General features: G+C 65.4%; 14 protein-coding genes. 9 read left to right on the forward strand and 5 right to left on the reverse strand.

The window, feature by feature from the left end; genetic code table 11:
* Window positions 1-65 precede the first annotated feature (65 nt).
* The 3 genes from dapC (at window position 66) to NX774_RS03030 (ending at window position 3372) form a co-directional block, all read left to right on the forward strand.
* Entirely contained in the window at window positions 66-1283 is a 1218-nt protein-coding gene (gene dapC / locus NX774_RS03020) for a succinyldiaminopimelate transaminase (protein WP_258820657.1), read from the forward strand.
* Between the two features lie 38 nt (window positions 1284-1321).
* Complete coding sequence (gene dapD / locus NX774_RS03025; RefSeq protein WP_258820658.1) at window positions 1322-2146, forward strand: 2,3,4,5-tetrahydropyridine-2,6-dicarboxylate N-succinyltransferase; 825 nt, start codon at window positions 1322-1324, stop codon at window positions 2144-2146.
* Window positions 2147-2235: 89 nt separating this feature from the next.
* Window positions 2236-3372, forward strand: coding sequence for a PilT/PilU family type 4a pilus ATPase (locus NX774_RS03030; protein ID WP_258820659.1), 1137 nt, complete (start codon window positions 2236-2238; stop codon window positions 3370-3372).
* Here NX774_RS03030 and NX774_RS03035 read toward each other — a convergent pair.
* The gene (locus tag NX774_RS03035; RefSeq protein WP_258820660.1) at window positions 3369-3881 is read right to left on the reverse strand and encodes a hypothetical protein; all 513 of its coding nucleotides are present in this window, start codon (window positions 3879-3881) and stop codon (window positions 3369-3371) included. The genes NX774_RS03030 and NX774_RS03035 overlap by 4 nt on opposite strands.
* Window positions 3882-4109: 228 nt before the next feature.
* Here NX774_RS03035 and NX774_RS03040 point away from each other — a divergent pair, with 228 nt between their 5' ends.
* Together NX774_RS03040 and NX774_RS03045 are read left to right on the forward strand one after the other, a co-directional pair.
* Window positions 4110-5573, forward strand: coding sequence for an HD domain-containing phosphohydrolase (locus NX774_RS03040; RefSeq protein WP_258820661.1), 1464 nt, complete (start codon window positions 4110-4112; stop codon window positions 5571-5573).
* Window positions 5570-7924: a CBS domain-containing protein gene (locus tag NX774_RS03045; protein ID WP_258820662.1), complete on the forward strand. Its 2355-nt coding sequence runs from the start codon at window positions 5570-5572 to the stop codon at window positions 7922-7924. The genes NX774_RS03040 and NX774_RS03045 overlap by 4 nt, the downstream gene beginning before the upstream one ends.
* 348 nt (window positions 7925-8272) lie before the next feature.
* Here NX774_RS03045 and NX774_RS03050 read toward each other — a convergent pair whose 3' ends face one another.
* Window positions 8273-9937, reverse strand: a complete 1665-nt coding sequence (locus NX774_RS03050; protein WP_258820663.1) for an alkaline phosphatase family protein — start codon at window positions 9935-9937, stop codon at window positions 8273-8275.
* A 165-nt stretch (window positions 9938-10102) separates the two neighbouring features.
* Between NX774_RS03050 and NX774_RS03055 the strand changes: the two genes are divergently transcribed.
* Genes NX774_RS03055 through NX774_RS03070 form a run of 4 tightly spaced genes read left to right on the forward strand, consistent with a single transcriptional unit; the run spans window position 10103 to window position 14487 of the window.
* Window positions 10103-10465: an ArsC family reductase gene (locus NX774_RS03055; protein ID WP_258820664.1), complete on the forward strand. Its 363-nt coding sequence runs from the start codon at window positions 10103-10105 to the stop codon at window positions 10463-10465.
* Complete coding sequence (dapE, locus tag NX774_RS03060; RefSeq protein ID WP_258820665.1) at window positions 10462-11604, forward strand: succinyl-diaminopimelate desuccinylase; 1143 nt, start codon at window positions 10462-10464, stop codon at window positions 11602-11604. Before NX774_RS03055 ends, dapE begins: the two co-directional genes overlap by 4 nt.
* 15 nt (window positions 11605-11619) lie before the next feature.
* Window positions 11620-12504: a 50S ribosomal protein L3 N(5)-glutamine methyltransferase gene (gene prmB / locus NX774_RS03065; RefSeq protein WP_258820666.1), complete on the forward strand. Its 885-nt coding sequence runs from the start codon at window positions 11620-11622 to the stop codon at window positions 12502-12504.
* A gap of 6 nt (window positions 12505-12510) precedes the next feature.
* On the forward strand, window positions 12511-14487 hold the full coding sequence (locus NX774_RS03070; RefSeq protein WP_258820667.1) for an ATP-binding cassette domain-containing protein: 1977 nt from the start codon (window positions 12511-12513) through the stop codon (window positions 14485-14487).
* A gap of 90 nt (window positions 14488-14577) precedes the next feature.
* On the opposite strand, the gene NX774_RS03075 is transcribed toward NX774_RS03070, so the two are convergent.
* The 3 genes from NX774_RS03075 to NX774_RS03085 form a co-directional block, all read right to left on the reverse strand.
* Entirely contained in the window at window positions 14578-15057 is a 480-nt protein-coding gene (locus tag NX774_RS03075) for a chemotaxis protein CheW (protein WP_258820668.1), read from the reverse strand.
* A 93-nt stretch (window positions 15058-15150) separates the two neighbouring features.
* The gene (locus tag NX774_RS03080; protein WP_258820669.1) at window positions 15151-17034 is read right to left on the reverse strand and encodes a flagellar assembly protein A; all 1884 of its coding nucleotides are present in this window, start codon (window positions 17032-17034) and stop codon (window positions 15151-15153) included.
* A 141-nt stretch (window positions 17035-17175) separates the two neighbouring features.
* A complete protein-coding gene (locus NX774_RS03085) occupies window positions 17176-17571 on the reverse strand; it encodes a hypothetical protein (RefSeq protein ID WP_258820670.1) in 396 nt (131 codons plus the stop codon).
* Between the last annotated feature and the right edge of the window lie 69 nt (window positions 17572-17640).

Raw genomic sequence — 17640 nt, forward strand, 5'->3', positions numbered from 1 at the left:
TTGGCCCGAACTTATCGGCGCTATAATTAACAAACCATCCGCATGCCCAAGATCCGGTACCAGTCGTGAATCCAAACCTCGAGAAGCTCCACCCCTATCCGTTCGAAAAACTGCGTCAACTTTTCTCCGGCGTCGTGCCCAATCCCGGCTACGCGCCGATCAGCCTGGGCATCGGCGAGCCGAAGCACCCGACACCCGCATTCATCCAGAAAGCCCTGGTCCAGGGCCTGGAGGGGCTGGCGCACTATCCCAGCACCCATGGCGGCGAGCCGCTGCGCGCGGCCATCGCCGGCTGGATCGAGCGCCGCTACGGCGTGCCCACGCTCGACCCGGCCACCATGGTGCTGCCGGTGAACGGCTCGCGCGAGGCGCTGTTCGCGTTTGCCCAGTGCGTCATCGACGGCAGCCGCCCCGGTGCGCTGGTGGCCTGCCCCAACCCGTTCTACCAGATCTACGAAGGCGCGGCCTACCTTGCCGGCGCCGAGCCCTACTTCGTCAATTCCGAACCGGCCCGCAATTTCGGCTGCGATTACGAAAGCGTGCCGGCAGACGTGTGGGCGCGGGTGCAGCTGCTGTACGTGTGCTCGCCCGGCAACCCGACCGGCGCCACCCTGTCGCAGGCCGACTGGAAAGCGCTGTTCACGCTGTCGGACCACTACGGCTTCGTGATCGCGGCCGACGAATGCTATTCCGAGATCTACCACGGCGCCACGGCGCCGCTGGGCGCGCTGGAAGCGGCGCATGCGCTCGGGCGCAGCGGCGGAGAGCGGCCTTACCGCAACCTGGTCGTGTTCTCCAGCCTGTCCAAGCGCTCCAACGTGCCGGGCATGCGCTCGGGCTTCGTGGCCGGCGACCCGGCCATCCTCAAGCGCTTCCTGCTGTACCGCACCTACTGCGGCGGCGCCATGTCCCCGCCGATCCAGGCCGCGTCGATCGCGGCGTGGAACGATGAATCGCACGTGGCCGAGAACCGCGCGCTGTACCGCGAAAAATTCAACCTCATCACGCCCCTGCTCAAGCCGGTCATGGACGTGGAGCTGCCCGACGCCGGCTTCTATCTGTGGGCCGACGTGCGCCGCACCGGCCTGTCGGACACCGAATTCGCCCGCGGCCTGTACGCCGAATATAATGTGACGGTTCTGCCCGGCAGCTTCCTCGCGCGCGACGCGCACGGGGTCAACCCCGGCCGCAACCGCATCCGCATGGCCCTGGTGGCCGGGGTGGACGAAGGACTGGAAGCGGCCAACCGCATCGTCCAGTACTGCCAATCGATTCGCGCCTGACGCCGGGCGCACCAGCATTTTCAACTTGTAGATCCATCATGACCCAACAACTCCAGACCATCATCGACACCGCGTGGGAACAGCGCGCCGAGATCAACGCATCGTCCGCCAGCGCCGAACTGCGCGACGCCGTCGCCCACGTGCTCGCCGGCCTTGACGACGGCAGCCTGCGCGTGGCCCAGAAAGAAGCCGGCGGCTGGCTCGTGAACCAGTGGATCAAGAAGGCGGTGCTGCTCTCGTTCCGCCTCGAGAACAACGTGCCGGTGGCCAGCGGCGACATTCAGTTCTACGACAAGGTGCCCACCAAGTTCGCCAACTACAGCGCCGAGGACTTCGCCAAGGGGGGCTTTCGCGTGGTGCCGCCTGCGGTGGCCCGCCGCGGCAGCTTCATCGGCAAGAACGTGGTGCTGATGCCGTCGTACGTGAACATCGGCGCCTACGTCGATGAAGGCACCATGGTCGACACCTGGGCCACGGTCGGCTCGTGCGCGCAGATCGGCAAGAACGTGCACCTGTCCGGCGGCGTGGGCATCGGCGGCGTGCTCGAACCGATGCAGGCCAACCCCACCATCATCGAAGACAACTGCTTCATCGGCGCGCGCTCCGAGATCGTGGAAGGCGTGATCGTCGAAGAGAACTCGGTGATCTCGATGGGCGTGTACATCGGCCAGTCCACCAAGATCTACAACCGCGAAACCGGCGAAGTGAGCTACGGTCGCATCCCGGCCGGCTCGGTGGTGGTGTCGGGCAGCCTGCCGTCCAGCGACGGCAAGTACAGCCTGTACTGCGCCGTGATCGTCAAGCAGGTGGACGCCAAGACCCGCGCCAAGACGGGCATCAACGAGCTGCTGCGCGGGTTCTGAGCCTGGCTGACCGCGTGGGCCGGTAGGGTGGGCACTTGTGCCCACGCGGTACGAACACAACAAGAATCGACAACGAGGGAGAGACGACAATGGCAATGGACCGCCTGTTCCAGCTGATGAAAGAGAAAAACGCGTCGGACATGTTCTTCGCGGTGAACTCGCCGGTGCACATCAAGATCAACGGGAACCTCATCCCGATCAACCAGCACAAGCTGGAGCCGGAAAACATCCACTCCCTCCTGTCCGAAATCTGCACGCCCGAGCAGATGGCCGAGCTCGAGAACGAGAACGAGCTGAACATGGGCGTGTCGGTCCCCAACCTCGGGCGCTTCCGCCTGTCGGCGTTCCGCCAGCGCGGCTCGATCTCGGCCGTGTTCCGCTTCGTCCCGGCCAACATCCCGCCGCTGGGCGAACTGGGCCTGCCGCCGGTGCTTGCCGAACTGATCATGGAAAAGCGCGGCCTGCTGCTGCTGGTCGGCGCCACCGGATCGGGCAAGTCCACCACCATCGCGGCCATGCTCGACCACCGCAACGAGCAGAAGACCGGCCACATCCTCACGCTCGAGGACCCGATCGAATACCTGTTCAAGAACAAGAAGTCGATCGTCAACCAGCGCGAGATCGGCGCGGACGCGAAGAGCTTTTACACCGCGCTGAAGAACTCGATGCGCCAGGCGCCGGACTGCATCCTGATCGGCGAGATCCGCGACAAGGAAACCATGGCGGCGGCGCTGGCCTACGCGCAGTCGGGCCACCTGGTGCTGGCCACCCTGCACGCGAACAACAGCTACAACGCGCTCAACCGCATCATCAGCTTCTACCCCATTGAAAACCGCGCCGCGCTGCTGCAGGACCTGTCATCAAGCGTCAAGGCGATCGTGTCGCAGCGCCTGGTCCGCTCGGCCGGTGGCGGCCCGCGCCACGCGGCAGTCGAGATCATGGTCAACACCCGCTACATCGCGGACCTGATCGAAAAAGGCAGCATCGGCGAGATCAAGGAAGCGATGGAAAAGAGCCTGTCGCCGGGCTCGCAGACCTTCGAGACCGCGCTCTACAACCTGGTCAAGGAAGGCAAGGTGGCGCAGGAAGAAGCGATCGCCAACGCCGACTCGGCCACCAACTTGCTCTGGCTGCTCAACAACGGGCCGGAAAAGAAGCAGGAAGAAAGCCAGCCGGACGCCCAGCCGGACGGCGCCTCGTTCACCGAGTTCACCCTCAACACCTAAGGGGTGGGGCGCCGCGTCAGCGCACGTACCGCATTCGGCGGCGCCATGCCGTCGATGCGCACCTCGGTCGTGAACGGCAGCGGCGTGAACGTGTAGCGCAGGATGCCTGCTTTTTCCGCGAACACGAGCGAATCGACCGGCACGATCTCCACCTTGCCGATGCGCCCGGTCTGCGCCCAGTACCGGTTGTGCTCGCGGGTGATCCGCAAGGTGTCACCGTTGGATAAGGGATACGTGCCGAGTACATCCAGCATGTCGACCGGGGTGACGTAGTAACCCTCGCGCGGCCCCGGCGCGCTGCAGCCAGCGATGAGTGCGCACAGCGCCGCCGCTGCCAATACCGAGCATGTCATGCTTGCCTCGCCTGCTTCCACACAGGTTAAGACCAGCCCGGGTGCGCAGTGGTTCGGCACCTGCACCGCAGCCGGGCGCCGTTTCGCGGCCCTTGTGCCGTGATTGTCACGGAACTGACCCAAAAGTATTGTCCCGATGTACAGAAACTTGCCCATATGTACGCCCGCGGATTATGATGAAACATATCTCAACGGAAAGCCATCCTATTCAAGCGCTTGCTTGATACGCGTGCAGGGAGTGAACCAATGCGCTGGTACGCGCACCAACCACGGCGCCTGGGTCAAGCCGTCCTGGCTGCCGTCGTCGCCTTATTTCTATTTGGGATTGTTCCTGCTGCGGCGCACAGCGCCCCCGAACCTGCCGCGCCGCGTCAAGCGGCGGTGGTGGTCGCGGTTCCCGTCAATTTCCCGCCCTGGGTCATTCCCGACCAGGCCGGCGGCGTCACGGGCATCCTCAAGGACCTGTGGACCTTGTGGGGTGAGCGCAACGACATCTCGGTCACATTGCTGCCGCTGCCATTTGACCAGTTGCAGGAAGCGGTGGCGTCCGGCCAGGCCGATATCGGCGACGCGCTGATCCGTACCCCGTCGCGCGAGGCGCGCTTCGATTTTTCGGCGCCGCACTTCGAAACCCAGGTCATGCTGTATTTCAGCCAGGAGCTGACCGGCATCGTGGACGCAGCGACCGCGCGCGGTTTCGTCGTCGGCGTCGCGCAAGGCGACGCCTGCGGCGAGAAGCTCGCGGCACAGGGCGACACGCTCAAGCGCTACCCCAACCACCAGGCCATGATTGCCGCCGCCGTGAAGGGCGACATTCGCTTGTTTTGCGCCCAGCAGCCGGTAGCCGACTATTTCCTGAACAGGCTACGCAAAACGGACGCATTTCGCCACTCCCCGCCCCTGTACTCCGCCCGCGCCCACTGGGTCGTCCGCAAAGGCAACGAGGCGCTGTATCGCCAGGTGAGCCAGGGGTTTGACAACATCAGCGCGCAGGAACGCGAGGCGATCGACAAGCGCTGGTACGGCACCCGGATCGAACCGTCCGCATTGCCGATCTATCTGCGCTACGCCGGATACATCCTGCTCGCGCTCGGCGTTGGCGGCGCGCTGCTGGCCGCATGGAACCGCAGCCTGCGCCAGCAGGTGACGGCCAAGACGGCCGAGCTGGAGAGCATGCTCGCCAACCTGGTCTGCGCACAGAAGTCGCTGGACGACACCAACGCGGCCCTGCGCCAGACCTTGAACCAGACCGTGGGCGCGCTGACCTCGGCCATGGCGCACCGCGACCTGTCCACCGCCGGCCATGAGCGCCGCATCACCGAACTGGCGGTTGCCATCGGCAGGGAGCTGGGCTTTGACGAACATCGCCTCGAAGGACTTGGCATCGCCGCGATGATCCATGACGTTGGCCAGATCCAGGTGCCGGCCGAAATCCTCACGCGGCCACGGCGGCTCTCGCCCGAAGAGTTCGATCTCGTCAAGCTGCACGCACAGGCAGGGCGCGACATCCTGCGCGACATCCAGTTTCCCTGGCCGATTGCCGAAATCGTGTACCAGCACCATGAGAACGTGGACGGTTCCGGCTACCCGCGCGGCCTGGTGGGCGACCAGATCCTGCCCGAGGCAAGGATCATTCGCGTGGCCGACAGCGTGGAAGCGATGCTGTCACACCGGCCCTTCCGGCGTGCCGCCAGCATCGACAGCGTGATCGCACAACTGCGTGCCGGCAAGGGCCTGCAATACGACGCCGATGTCGTCAACGCCTGCGTCAGGCTCATCGAGCGCGACTGGCAGTGGCTGGCCCGCCCGGCCGGCGGCGCCGACGAAAAACTTTTGACTCACCCATGAAGCTCTCGGAAAAATTTACCGAACACCAGGTCGCATCGCTGATGAGCGATGACTTCGTCATCGTCAACGACACCACCACCCTCGCCGACGCGGCGTCCAGGATGACCGCCGCCGGCGCCTCCAGCGCGCTGGTGATGCGCGGCGAGGAGGTGGCCGGCATCCTGACCGAGCACGACCTGGTGCGCCAGCTGGCGAAAGGCATCGCGCCGCAGCAAGCGGTGGCCGAGCTGATGAGTGGCCAGGTGATGTCGGTCGCCGCAGACGCTGAAGTCCACGAGGCATTCCAGCTGATGCTCGCGCACGGCATCCACCACCTGCCCGTGGTGGACAAGCACGGCCGGCCAGCCGGCATGCTGAGCGAGTCGGACTTCCGCAAGATCGACGGCGTTGCCGGCCTGTTGGGGATGGCCACCGTCGGGGACTTGATGAACACCCGCTTCGGCCGCTTGCCGCCCGCCTCGACGCTGGAGGACGCGTTAAAGCAAATGGCCGCCAGCGGCGAGCGCTACCTCATCGTGGTCGATGGCGACGCTCCGGCAGGCATCATCACCGAGAAGGATGTCGTGCGCACCATTGGCCGTGGCGAAGCTGGCCTGGGCATCGCCGATCTCATGCACCCCTGCACCGCTACCCTGCGCGAGAGCGCGTCGTCCGCGGAAGCCGCGCGCCTCTTGCGCGAACCTGGCGTGGCCATCATTCCCATCCTCGGCAGCCAGGGCGAGCTGGTCGGAGTCTTTGGCGAGGACGAGCTGGTGCGCCACTACGAGGGCGAGTACATCCGCATGCTCCGCGCCGTCATCGTGGCGCAGTCCAAGGAGCTGAACGAAAACAAGTTCTACGCGCTGGTCAACCATCTGCCTCAACGGATCTTCATCAAGGACGCGAAGTCCGTGTTCGTCGCGTGCAATGCGAACTTTGCCGCCGACATCGGCGTGACGCCTGAGGATGTCCACGGCAAGACGGACCTGGATTTCTTCCCGAAAGAGCTTGCTGAAAGCTATCGCAACGCTGACCGCAAGGTGATGGACGAGAAGACGTCGATCACGATGGAAGAACCGTACGTGTCACCGAGCGGGAAGCAGAGCTGGGTGCAAACCACCAAGGCCCCGGTGATCGATGCGGACGGCAATGTCGAAGGGGTGGTCGGCATCTACGCCGACATCACCGAACAACGGCGCCTGCTCGAAGAAACGAAGCAGCTCAACTGGGCATTGCGGGCGATTAGTCTTAGTGACAAGGCCATCGTCTATGCCAAAAGCGAGCAGGAGATGCTGCAGGCAGTATGCGAAGCCATCACCTCCGAATCGCGCTATCTCCTGAGCTGGATCGGATGGAAAGTGCATGACGAGGCGCACTCGGTGCAGATCGTCGCCTCCGCAGGCGTGGCGTCGCCCTACGCCGAAGGCCTGGTCGTCACTTGGGCGCCGGGGCCATACGGCAACGGCCCGTCCGGCCTCGCGCTGCAGGCAGGTACCACGCAGATCGCCAATCACGTGCGGGCCCGGCCTGCCTTTGCGCCCTGGCGCGAACGTGCGGCCGGATTCGGCATCCATTCGTCGGCGGCCATCCCGCTGAAAATGGATGGGGAAACGGTCGGCGCGCTCACGATCTATTCCGGTGACGAGGAAGCCTTCGACGCCGAAGAGACGCGCCTGTTCGAAGAATTGGCCGACTCGATCGCCTACGGCGTACAGGCCCGCCGGACGCAGGCAGCGTACGACCAGTCGTTGCGCGACGTCGCCGTCCAGGCCAACAAGCTGGAACGGGCATTGGAGGAGTCCCTTGCCGGCATCGGCGCCGTGCTGGAACAACGCGACCCTTACACGGCCGGCCACCAGCAGCATGTGGCGGAGCTGGCTGTGATGATCGCAAAAGAAATGCGGCTGGACGAGGAACGCGTCCGGGCCTTGTATCTGAGTGCGATCGTGCATGACATCGGCAAGATCCAGGTACCCACGGAGATCTTGTCCAAGCCAGCGCGACTGAACGCTGCCGAGTTTGCCCTCATCAAGCAGCATCCCGAGGCCGGCTACAACGTGCTCAAGAAGATCACCTTCCCGTGGCCGATCGCGGAGATCATCCGCCAGCACCACGAGTACCTGGATGGTTCAGGCTATCCGCGTGGCCTGCGCGGCGACCAGATCCTGCTCGAATCGCGCATCCTGACCGTGGCCGACATCGTGGAGTCGATGTCGTCGGACCGCCCCTATCGCCCCGCCCTCGGCATTGAACAAGCGGCCAGCGAAATCGCCAACATGAGCGGCACCAAGCTCGACCCGGCCGTTGTAGCGGCGTGCACGGCCGTGCTCAAGCGCGGTGATTTCGTCCCCCACATCCTCGCGCTGGACTGAGCCTGTCCTGCGGGGTGCGGGCCTGGGATTTCTCTCAATCGCCCGATAACGCACGATTCCGGACGATTTTGCGCGATATGCCTGCGAAAGCGCCCGATTTGGCTGCGCAATCGCGCGCTCCCGGCCCGAAAACGCTCGAACGCAGCGCGAAGTCGAACGATATCCGAACCGATATACCCGATATCGTGGCCTGAGTATCGTCCGAAATCGTGCTGAAATCGGCTGGTTGCGGCGTCAAAGCGTGCGATTTCGAGCGCAAATCGCGCGCTTTCGTAGCGCTATCGGGCGTAATCGGCTGGAATCGTGCGAAATCGAGCATTCCGCGAAAACGAGAGCCGCATGCCCCTGTCAGCGCAGCGCTTGTTCGAGCACGCGCCCTTCCGCCGCGGCGGGCGGGCGCACACGCAGCAGGTGCGCCAGCGTCGGCGCCACGTCCACGATTTCGGTGTAGCCCGCGTACGTGCCCGGCTTGATCCAGCGGCTGCCCATGATCAGCAGCGGCACGTTGGCGTCGTAGTTGTACGGCGCGCCGTGCGACGCGTTGGTGAGCGACTTGGTGAACAGCGAATACGGCTGCGGCACCACCATCAGGTCACCCGAGAGCTGGCGGTTCCAGGCGCGCTGCATCAAGAGGCCAAGCCGCGTCGGGCCCACGCCGCCGTTCTCGAACTGCGTGCGCGTGTACACCTGCGCGATGCCCGGCTGCGCCAGCAGGTAGCGCGCCGCGCGCGCCTCCACGTCCGCGCGCGACAGGCCGTTCTTCTCGACCAGCCCATCATCCAGCCAGATCTCCGGCAGCATCGAGCTCTTGACCAGCTTGTTCACGTGGTACGCGTCGGCCAGCGTCTTGTCCAGGCCCGAGACCAATTTGTCCGGATCGATCCGCAGCGCGTCGATGTGGCGCGCCTGCGAGAACGCCGGCGAGTTGGTGAAGCCGTGGTCCGCGGTCAGCACCACGAGCACGTTGGACAGGCCGATGCGCTTGTCGAGGTAGCCGAAGAACTTCGCCAGCATGCGGTCCAGCCGCTGCAGGTGGTCGTGCGACATCACGCTTTCCGGCCCGAAGGAGTGGTTGATGATGTCGTGCGCCGACAGGCTCACGCCCAGCAGGTCCGGTACGCCGGCCGGGTTGCGGCCCAGGTTCTCGCCTTCGATGGCGGCGCGCGCGAATTCGAGCGTCAGCTCGTCCACCGCCGGCGAGCCCTTCAGGCTTTCGTAGTATTTGGCGTCCGGCTTGCCGCTGTCGCTCTTGAAGACGAACGGGAAGCGGCTCTGCTTGCCGTTGGCCAGTTCCACATACGGCGCGTCGCCCGCGTAGGCGGCGTCGGGCAGCAGTTTTGTCCACGACTGGCCGTAGTAGCGGTCCTGCGGATGCGCGGCGCGGAAGTGTTCGGCCCAGGCGGGATATGCGTTCATGTAAAAGGTGCTGGTCGCGAACGCGCCGGTCTTTTCCATGTACATGTAGGCGGTGCCGGTCTTCCCGGCCAGCAGGATCGCGCCGCGGTCCTTGCCCGACACGGTGACGACCTTGGACTGGTTGCCGGTCGCATAGCGCAGCTGGTCGCCGATGGTGTCCACGCGCAGGTTAGCAGGCGAGGTGCCGTCGTGCTCCTGGGTCTCTTCGCCGTCGCCCAGGTAGTGGTAGCGGCCGTCCTCGGTGCAGTACACCTTCTTGCCATTGGCGTCGTACCAGTAATTGTTGATGATGCCGTGGCGGTACGGGTAGGCGCCAGTCGAAATGGCCGTGTGGCCCACCGCCGTCACCGTCACCCCGTGCGCCTGGAAGGCGTTGGTGAACCACGCGCCCTGCTCCATCAGCCGGCGAAAGCCGCCCTGGCCAAACTGGTCGCGGTAGCGCATCACCTGTTCGTTGGGCAGGCCATCCACGACCATGACCACCACGAGTTTGGGTTGTTCGTACTTGACGGGAGCCGCTGCATAGGCGGACGTGACAGCGGAGCCAACCAGCGCGGTGAGCGCGAGCAGGCGGAGGAGCGGTGCGGGACGGAACATGCTGTATTGACAGAGAAACAAGGGTGGGAGGTAGCATAGGCTACAGATGTGTCCGCCCAATGACAAGCATCCGTTGGCAAACAGGCACCTGTGCTATCCTCGCGGCTTCCCAAATCACTCGCGCCGGCGCGCCCGCACGCCCCGGCAGCACAGCCATTCCTGCCCATGAAACGAACCCTGTACGGCATCCCCAACTGCGACACCGTCAAGAAAGCGCGCACCTGGCTCGCGGACCACGGCCATGACTTCACCTTCCACGACTTCAAGAAGCAGGGACTGGAACGCGCCACCGTGCAGCAGTGGCTCGGCCAGCTCGACTGGGAAGTGCTGGTCAATCGCAAGGGCATGACCTGGCGGAACCTCACCGACGCACAAAAGGCGGCCGTGACCGACAAGGCCAGCGCGCTCGAGCTGATGCTGTCCAACCCGTCCGTCATCAAGCGGCCGGTGCTCGATAATGATGGCAAGTTCTCGGTCGGCTTCTCGGACGCGCAGTACCGTGCCATCTTCGAAGGCGCGCCGGCATGAAGCCCTCGCGCACCCTGCAGCTGACGGAAGAGCTGATTGCGCGGCCGTCGGTATCGCCCACGGATGCCGGCTGCCAGCAGCGCCTGGCCGAACTCCTGGCGCCGCTCGGTTTTCATTGCGAGACCATCGAATCGAACGGCGTGACCAACCTGTGGGCGCGCAAGGGCACCGCGTCGCCCCTGTTCGTGTTCGCGGGCCACACCGATGTGGTGCCCACCGGCCCGCGCGAGCAGTGGCAGTCGGACCCGTTCACGCCGACCCGGCGCGACGGCAAGCTGTACGGGCGCGGCGCATCGGACATGAAGACCTCGATCGCGGCGATGGTGGTGGCCACCGAAGAATTCCTGGCCGAGCACGCCGATCACCAAGGCTCGATCGCCTTCCTCATCACCAGCGACGAGGAAGGCCCGGCCGTGGACGGCACCGCGGTGGTGGTGGACCTGCTGGAAGAGCGTGGCGTGGAGCTCGACTACTGCGTGGTCGGCGAGCCAACCTCTGCACACGTGCTGGGCGACATGATCAAGAACGGGCGGCGCGGTTCGCTGTCCGGTAAACTGGTGGTCAAAGGCGTGCAGGGCCACATCGCCTACCCGCAGTTCGCACGCAACCCGATCCACCTGGCGGCCCCTGCCCTGGCCGACCTGGCTGCCGAGCGCTGGGACGAAGGGAACGAATACTACCTGCCGACTTCGTGGCAGGCGTCGAACATCCATGCCGGCACGGGCGCGAACAACGTCATCCCGGGCACGCTGACGGTGGACTTCAACTTCCGCTTTTCCACCGCCAGCACCGCCGAATCGCTGCAGGCGCGCGTGCACGCCATCCTCGACCGCCACCAGCTCGACTACGACCTGGAATGGACGCTCTCGGGACTGCCCTTCCTCACGCCGCACGGCACGCTGTCCACCGCGGTCTGCGAGGCCATCCTGGCCGAGACTGGCATCAAGACCGAACTGTCCACCACGGGCGGCACTTCCGACGGGCGCTTCATCGCCCGCATCTGCCCCCAGGTGATAGAATTCGGGCCGACGAACGCCACCATCCACAAGATCGACGAGCACATCGAGCTGCGCTCGATCGATCCGCTGAAGAACATCTACCGCCGCACACTGGAAAACCTGCTGTCCGGCGCGTCATAACACGAGAACATGGCCATGACTACCGACTCCTTCACCACGCCGCGCGACCTGCTGCGCTATGCCGTCACCCGCTTCAATGCCGCCAAGCTGTTCTTCGGCCACGGCAGCGCCGAGGCCTTCGACGAGGCGGCCTACCTGGTCCTGCACACGCTCAAGCTCCCGCTCGACAAGCTCGAACCCTTCCTGGACGCGAAGCTGCTGCACGACGAGGTGCTGGCGGTGCTGGCCGTGATCGAGCGCCGCGTCACCGAGCGCGTGCCGGCCGCATACATCACCAACGAGGCCTGGCTGGGCAGCTACAACTTCTACGTCGACGAACGCGTGCTGGTGCCGCGCTCCTTCATCGCCGAGCTGATCCCCAACCAGTTCAGCCCCTGGGTCAACGATCCGGATGCGGTGGAAAACGTGCTCGAACTGTGCACCGGTTCCGGGTGCCTGGCCATCATGCTGGCCGACGCCTTCCCCAACGCGGTGGTCGATGCGGTGGACATTTCGAAGGACGCGCTGGCGGTCGCCGAGCGTAACATCCGCGACTACAAGCTGGAAGGCCGGGTCAACCCGATCGAGTCGGACCTGTACGAGAACGTGCCGTTCAAGAAGTACAACCTGATCGTGACCAATCCGCCGTACGTGAATGCCGAGTCGATGAAGAAGCTGCCGCCCGAGTACCTGCGCGAGCCGCAGATCGCGCTGGCCGGCGGCGCCGACGGCATGGACCTGGTGCGCAAGATCGTCGCCGGTGCCGCCGAACGGCTCACGCCGGACGGCGTGCTGGTGGTCGAGATCGGCAACGAGCGCGAATTCGCCGAAGCCGCATTCGGCCACCTTGGCCTGACCTGGCTGTCCACCAGCGCGGGCGACGACCAGGTGTTCCTGCTCACCGCCGACCAGCTCCAGTAAAGCACGATGATCCGATTCCAGAACGTCAGCCTCATGCGCGGCACCAAGCCGCTGCTCGAGGATGCCGACCTCACGCTCAACCCGGGCGACAAGATTGGCCTGGTCGGCGCCAACGGCGCCGGCAAATCGAGCCTGTTCGCGATGCTGCGCAATGAACTGCATCCGGACCAGGGCCAGATCGACTTTCCCGCCAAGTGGCGCATGGCCTACGTGGCGCAGGAGACACCTGCCCTGCCTCGCCCGGCGATCGAATATGCGATCGACGGCGACGTCAACCTGCGCCGGCTGCAGGCCGAACTCGAACAGCTGGAGGCGGCGCCGCACACGACCGAGAACGGCATCGCGATGGGCGAAGTCCACAGCGCCCTGGCCGACGCCGACGCCTACACCGTGCAGTCGCGTGCCGAGCAGCTGCTGCTGGGCCTTGGCTTCACGCTGGAACAAATGCAGCAGCCGGTGGCGAGTTTTTCCGGCGGCTGGCGCATGCGCCTGAACCTGGCGCAGGCGCTGATGTGCCCTTCCGACCTGCTGCTGCTGGACGAACCGACCAACCACCTGGACCTGGACGCGATCATCTGGCTCGAGGACTGGCTCAAGCGCTACCCGGGCACGCTGATCATCATCTCGCACGACCGCGACTTCTTGGACGGGATCGTGAACGTGGTGGTGCACATCGACGAGCGCAAGCTCAAGCGCTACTCGGGCAACTACAGCGACTTCGAACGCCAGCGCGCCGCGCACCTGGTGCTGGCGCAGGCCGCGTACGAAAAGCAGCAGCGCACCAAGGCGCACCTGGAATCGTTCATCAACCGCTTCAAGGCCAAGGCCACCAAGGCGCGCCAGGCGCAAAGCCGCATGAAGGCGCTGGCCAAGATGGAGGAGCTGGCGCCGCTGCGCGCAGCGGCCGAGTTCTCGTTCGAGTTCCGCGAGCCGCTGTCCGCGCCCAATCCCCTCCTGGTGATGGAGGACGTGGAAGCCGGTTACCCGATCCTGGACGCGCATGGCGACAAGGTGGGCGGCAAGGCGATCGTCCACCGCGTGAACTTCTCGCTGCAGATCGGCCAGCGCATTGGCCTGTTGGGCGTGAACGGCGCGGGCAAATCGACCCTCATCAAGACCATCGCCGGCGAGCTGGCGCCGCTGTCGGGCACGGCCACGCTGGGCAAGGGCCTGTCGATTGGTTATTTCGCGCAGCACCAGGTGGAGATGCTGCGGCATGACGAATCGCCGCTGTGGCACCTGATGAAGATCGCGCCGACCACGCGCGAGCAGGAGCTGCGCAACTTCCTGGGCGGCTTCAACTTCCCGGGTGATATGGTCACCAGCCCGATCGCGCCGTTCTCCGGCGGCGAGAAGGCGCGCCTGGCGCTGGCGCTGATCGTATGGCAGCGGCCCAACCTGCTGCTGCTGGACGAGCCGACCAACCACCTGGACCTGGAAACGCGCGAGGCGCTGACGCTGGCGCTGGCGCAGTTCGAGGGCACGCTGGTGCTGGTCTCGCACGATCGCCACCTGCTGCGCGCCACCACCGACCAGTTCCTGATCGTGGCCGACGGCCGCCTGCAGCCCTTCGACGGCGACCTGGACGACTACAAGGAGTGGCTGTTCCAGACCAAGCTGGGCAAGGCAGAAGCCGTGCCTTTGCCGTCGGTGGCCGCCAAGGCCGAGCCAACGCCGGCTCCTGCAGTAGATCGCAGGGAGCAGAAGCGGCTCGAGGCCGAGGAGCGCCAGCGCCTGTCGGCATTGAGAAAGCCGATCGAGTCGCGCATCAAGCGGCTGGAAGAGCAGATGGCCAAGCTCAATGCGAAGAAGGCCGACGTCGACGCCAGGCTGCTCGACCCAGGCATCTATGAAGCGGACAAGAAGGACGAGCTGAAGAACCTGGTGGCCGACCAGGCGTTCTGCAGCCGCGACCTGGAGCAGCTTGAAGGCGAGTGGCTGGAGTTACAGGAGCAGCTCGAAGGCTTAACCGCGGCTGCCTGATGCCGTAGGGTGGGCACTTGTGCCCACGCGATAAGCACGCGGCACGGCATTACGGCGTGGGCACAAGTGCCCACCCTACCTTTACCGGCGCTACGCCACCACCTTCTCGGGCTGCTTTGCGGCGCGATGAATCGACATCAGCCGGTCGATGTCCACCAAAATCAGGCGCCGGCCCTCGATCCTTCCAAGTCCCAGCAGGTACTCGACCTGCCCGTTCGCGCCCGGAATCGGCGTGATCTGCTCAACCGCAAAGCTCACCACCCCGGACACCCCGTCCACCACCATCCCGATGGTTCCGGACGAGAGCTTGAGAATGATCACATCGGTGAGCGGGCTCGGTGGCTGCGCCGGCCGTACCGAAAACGCGGCGCGCATGTCCACGATCGGCATGATGATCCCGCGCGACACCGCCACCCCGCTGATGATCTCGCCATCGGCCGCGAAGCGCTCAAGCGATTTGAGCACGCGCAGTTCCTGCACCTTGCCGAAGTCGAGCCCGTACTCCAGCCCGCCGAGCGTGAAGCTGAGGAACTTGATTTGCTGAGAAACGCCGCTGGTGTCGTTCTGCATGGCCCGCCCCCACTTGTTAGCGACTCTATCGTACGGGCTCGGGGCGCGGAATCAGTTGACTGCTGTCAATATTTCTGCGGAGACATCAAAAACTCAGGCGCGGGCGTGCTCGCTGTCCCACTCGAAGGCGCCGGCGCTGCCGGCAAACAGCGGCGCGCCCGCAGTGTTGCCACGCAGGCGAGCCTTGATGTCGCGTGCCGGCAGGTCCCAGCTGCTGCCGTCGTCGGGGTCGTATTTCAGCGCGCGCACCTGGATGTCGCCCTGCACCGAGCGCACCGCCACCCGCGAGACGCCGGCGCCGTCGCGCTGGCGTTCCAGCTGCGCGACCAGTTCGCGGCTTTGCTGCAGCTCGAGCTCGGCGGCCTTCTGGGCGTCGGACGCCTTGCCGATCTCCTTGAGCACCGGCCCCACCGCCTTGGCCATGCGCTGGAACGCCGGCACCTGTTCCGGCGTGAGCGTGATCTCGTTCTTGCGCACGCTCGCGGCCAGGCGCATGTACTTGCGCACGTCGGGCTGCCCGGCCAGCCGGTCCACCTCGGCCTTGTAGCGCGCGGCAGCTTCCTCCAGCTGCTCGGCGCGCACGGCGGTTGCGGCCAGCACGCTGTTGATGCGCGCACTGTCGGGCACCTGGACGAACACCACCATTTCGCTCTGGCGGCGCGGCGCGGCGGTATCGATCGCGAGCCTACGCCCGGCGATGGCACAGCCTTCGGCCTGCCCCACCTCCACCGTCTCGCCCACGATCTCGCAGTTGATCGCGTGCTCGATGCGCACCGCGCGCCCGGAGATCACCGAGTTCTCGGCACGCTGCAGCTCCACGTCGCCGCCACTAGCCTGGATGGTGGCGCCCGAGACCATGCCGCGCACCGTGATGCCGCCCTGCTTGTTGATCGCGGTGCCGCCAACCAGGTTGCGGTTGAGCACAACGGCACCGCCGCGCGAGACCACGGTGCCGAACACGTCGGCATGGACGGTGATGCTGTCGCCCTCGATCACGCGCTTTTCCTGGATCTCGCCGAATTCCTCGTAGTCGCCGGACAGCTGCAGGTTGCCGGTGGTCTTGACGCTGACGCCGTCGTGGCTGACGATCTTGCCGCCCACCGAGATCTGGCTGGTCTTGCGGTCCACCGTCAGGAAACCGGCCTGCTGCGACACCAGGAACTCGCCATCCGGCGTGCGCTGCACCACCGTGCCCAGGCCGCAATAGGCTTGCAGGTCGAGGTCGGCGGGAATCGCGGGTTCGATCACGTTGCCGTTCAGTTCATAGCCGGCTGTGCCGGGAACGCGCGGCAGCTTCTTCAGCAGCCGCACGCCTTCCTTGATCTGCGGGAATCGGTTCTGGAACGAGTTCAGGTCCAGCTTGCCGTTGGCGAGCTGGCGCGGCGCGTCGTTGCGGTGGATGTCGTCCGAGACCTCGATCACGCGCGCGTCCTGGCCGGGCAGCGCGTCGAGCTTGCGGGCGACCACCAGCCGCCCCGACTGGCTGGACGCGATCGCGGCGCGCACGGCGTCCAGATCGATCCCGAAGCGGATGCCCTTGGTCCACAGGTCGGCGACGAATTCGTCCAGGTCCAGGCGGGCCGGCACGCCGCTGCCGCCAGGGTCACCCGCATCATCCAGGTACACCGGCTCGAAATAGTATTCGGCCATGCCCTTGTCCAGCTTGACCGCGCGGTACAGCTGGCGGCGCGCCGGGTCGAACGGCACGATGCCGAAGGCAAACCGCACCCAGCCGTCGCCATTGGGATTGAGCGGCAATGGCGCGCCCACGCCGTACAGCGCGCGCAGCAGTACCGCGTAATCGAGCCCGGCGAAATAGTTGTTGGCGACGAAGATGTTGTCGATCGCGGCCATCAGGCCGGCGCGCGGCAGCGACGGGTCGAGGAACACGCCGTCCTCGCGCTGCACCACGCCGTACTCCGGCATGCTGGCCGCGCCGCCCGCGGGCGATCCATCGTTGGTTGTAGCAGCAGGCATGTTCGACACGTTCACGCTCCGGTCGTCTGGTTAACCCCGCATATTTACAATGCACAACGGGTGACCGGACAAGCGTAACATGGTGTCAATAGAAAATAAACGTCTTGCAACAAGTTACCCCCAGAAATGGGGGAATGCGCGTCAGCGGTGTTGCGGGCGTGAATACAGGTCCATGCCTGCCTCGTTGATCTGGCGGCGCAGGTCGCGCCGCTCGTCCGGGGTCAGGCGGCCGCTGCGGCGCGCTTCCTGGCTGCGCGCGGCGGCCTCTTGCTGCATGCGGCGCTCGTCGAACTCGCGGGAATCGAAGGTGCGCGGGTCGAAGCGCTGGCCGTGCTCGGCCTGCGGCATCGGACGCGGTTGCTCCTGCTGGCCGCGCATGTCCTGCATGCGCGGGTCGGCACCGCGGTCCTGGCGCTGCGCCATTGCGGGAGCGGCCACCACGGCCAGCGCGGCGGCTGCCGCACACAGCACGCGCGCCAACCGGATGCCGCCGAAGTTGGCGGGCGATACACTGGTTGGGATGGGCACGTGTTTCATGGTGTTCCTCTTCCGCGATGCCGTATAAACAGATAATCTTTGTTGCGACCTGTACCCAGTGTATGCATA

It is taken from the genome of Massilia agilis, assembly GCF_024756255.1.
Taxonomy (GTDB): Bacteria; Pseudomonadota; Gammaproteobacteria; order Burkholderiales; family Burkholderiaceae_D; genus Telluria; species Telluria agilis.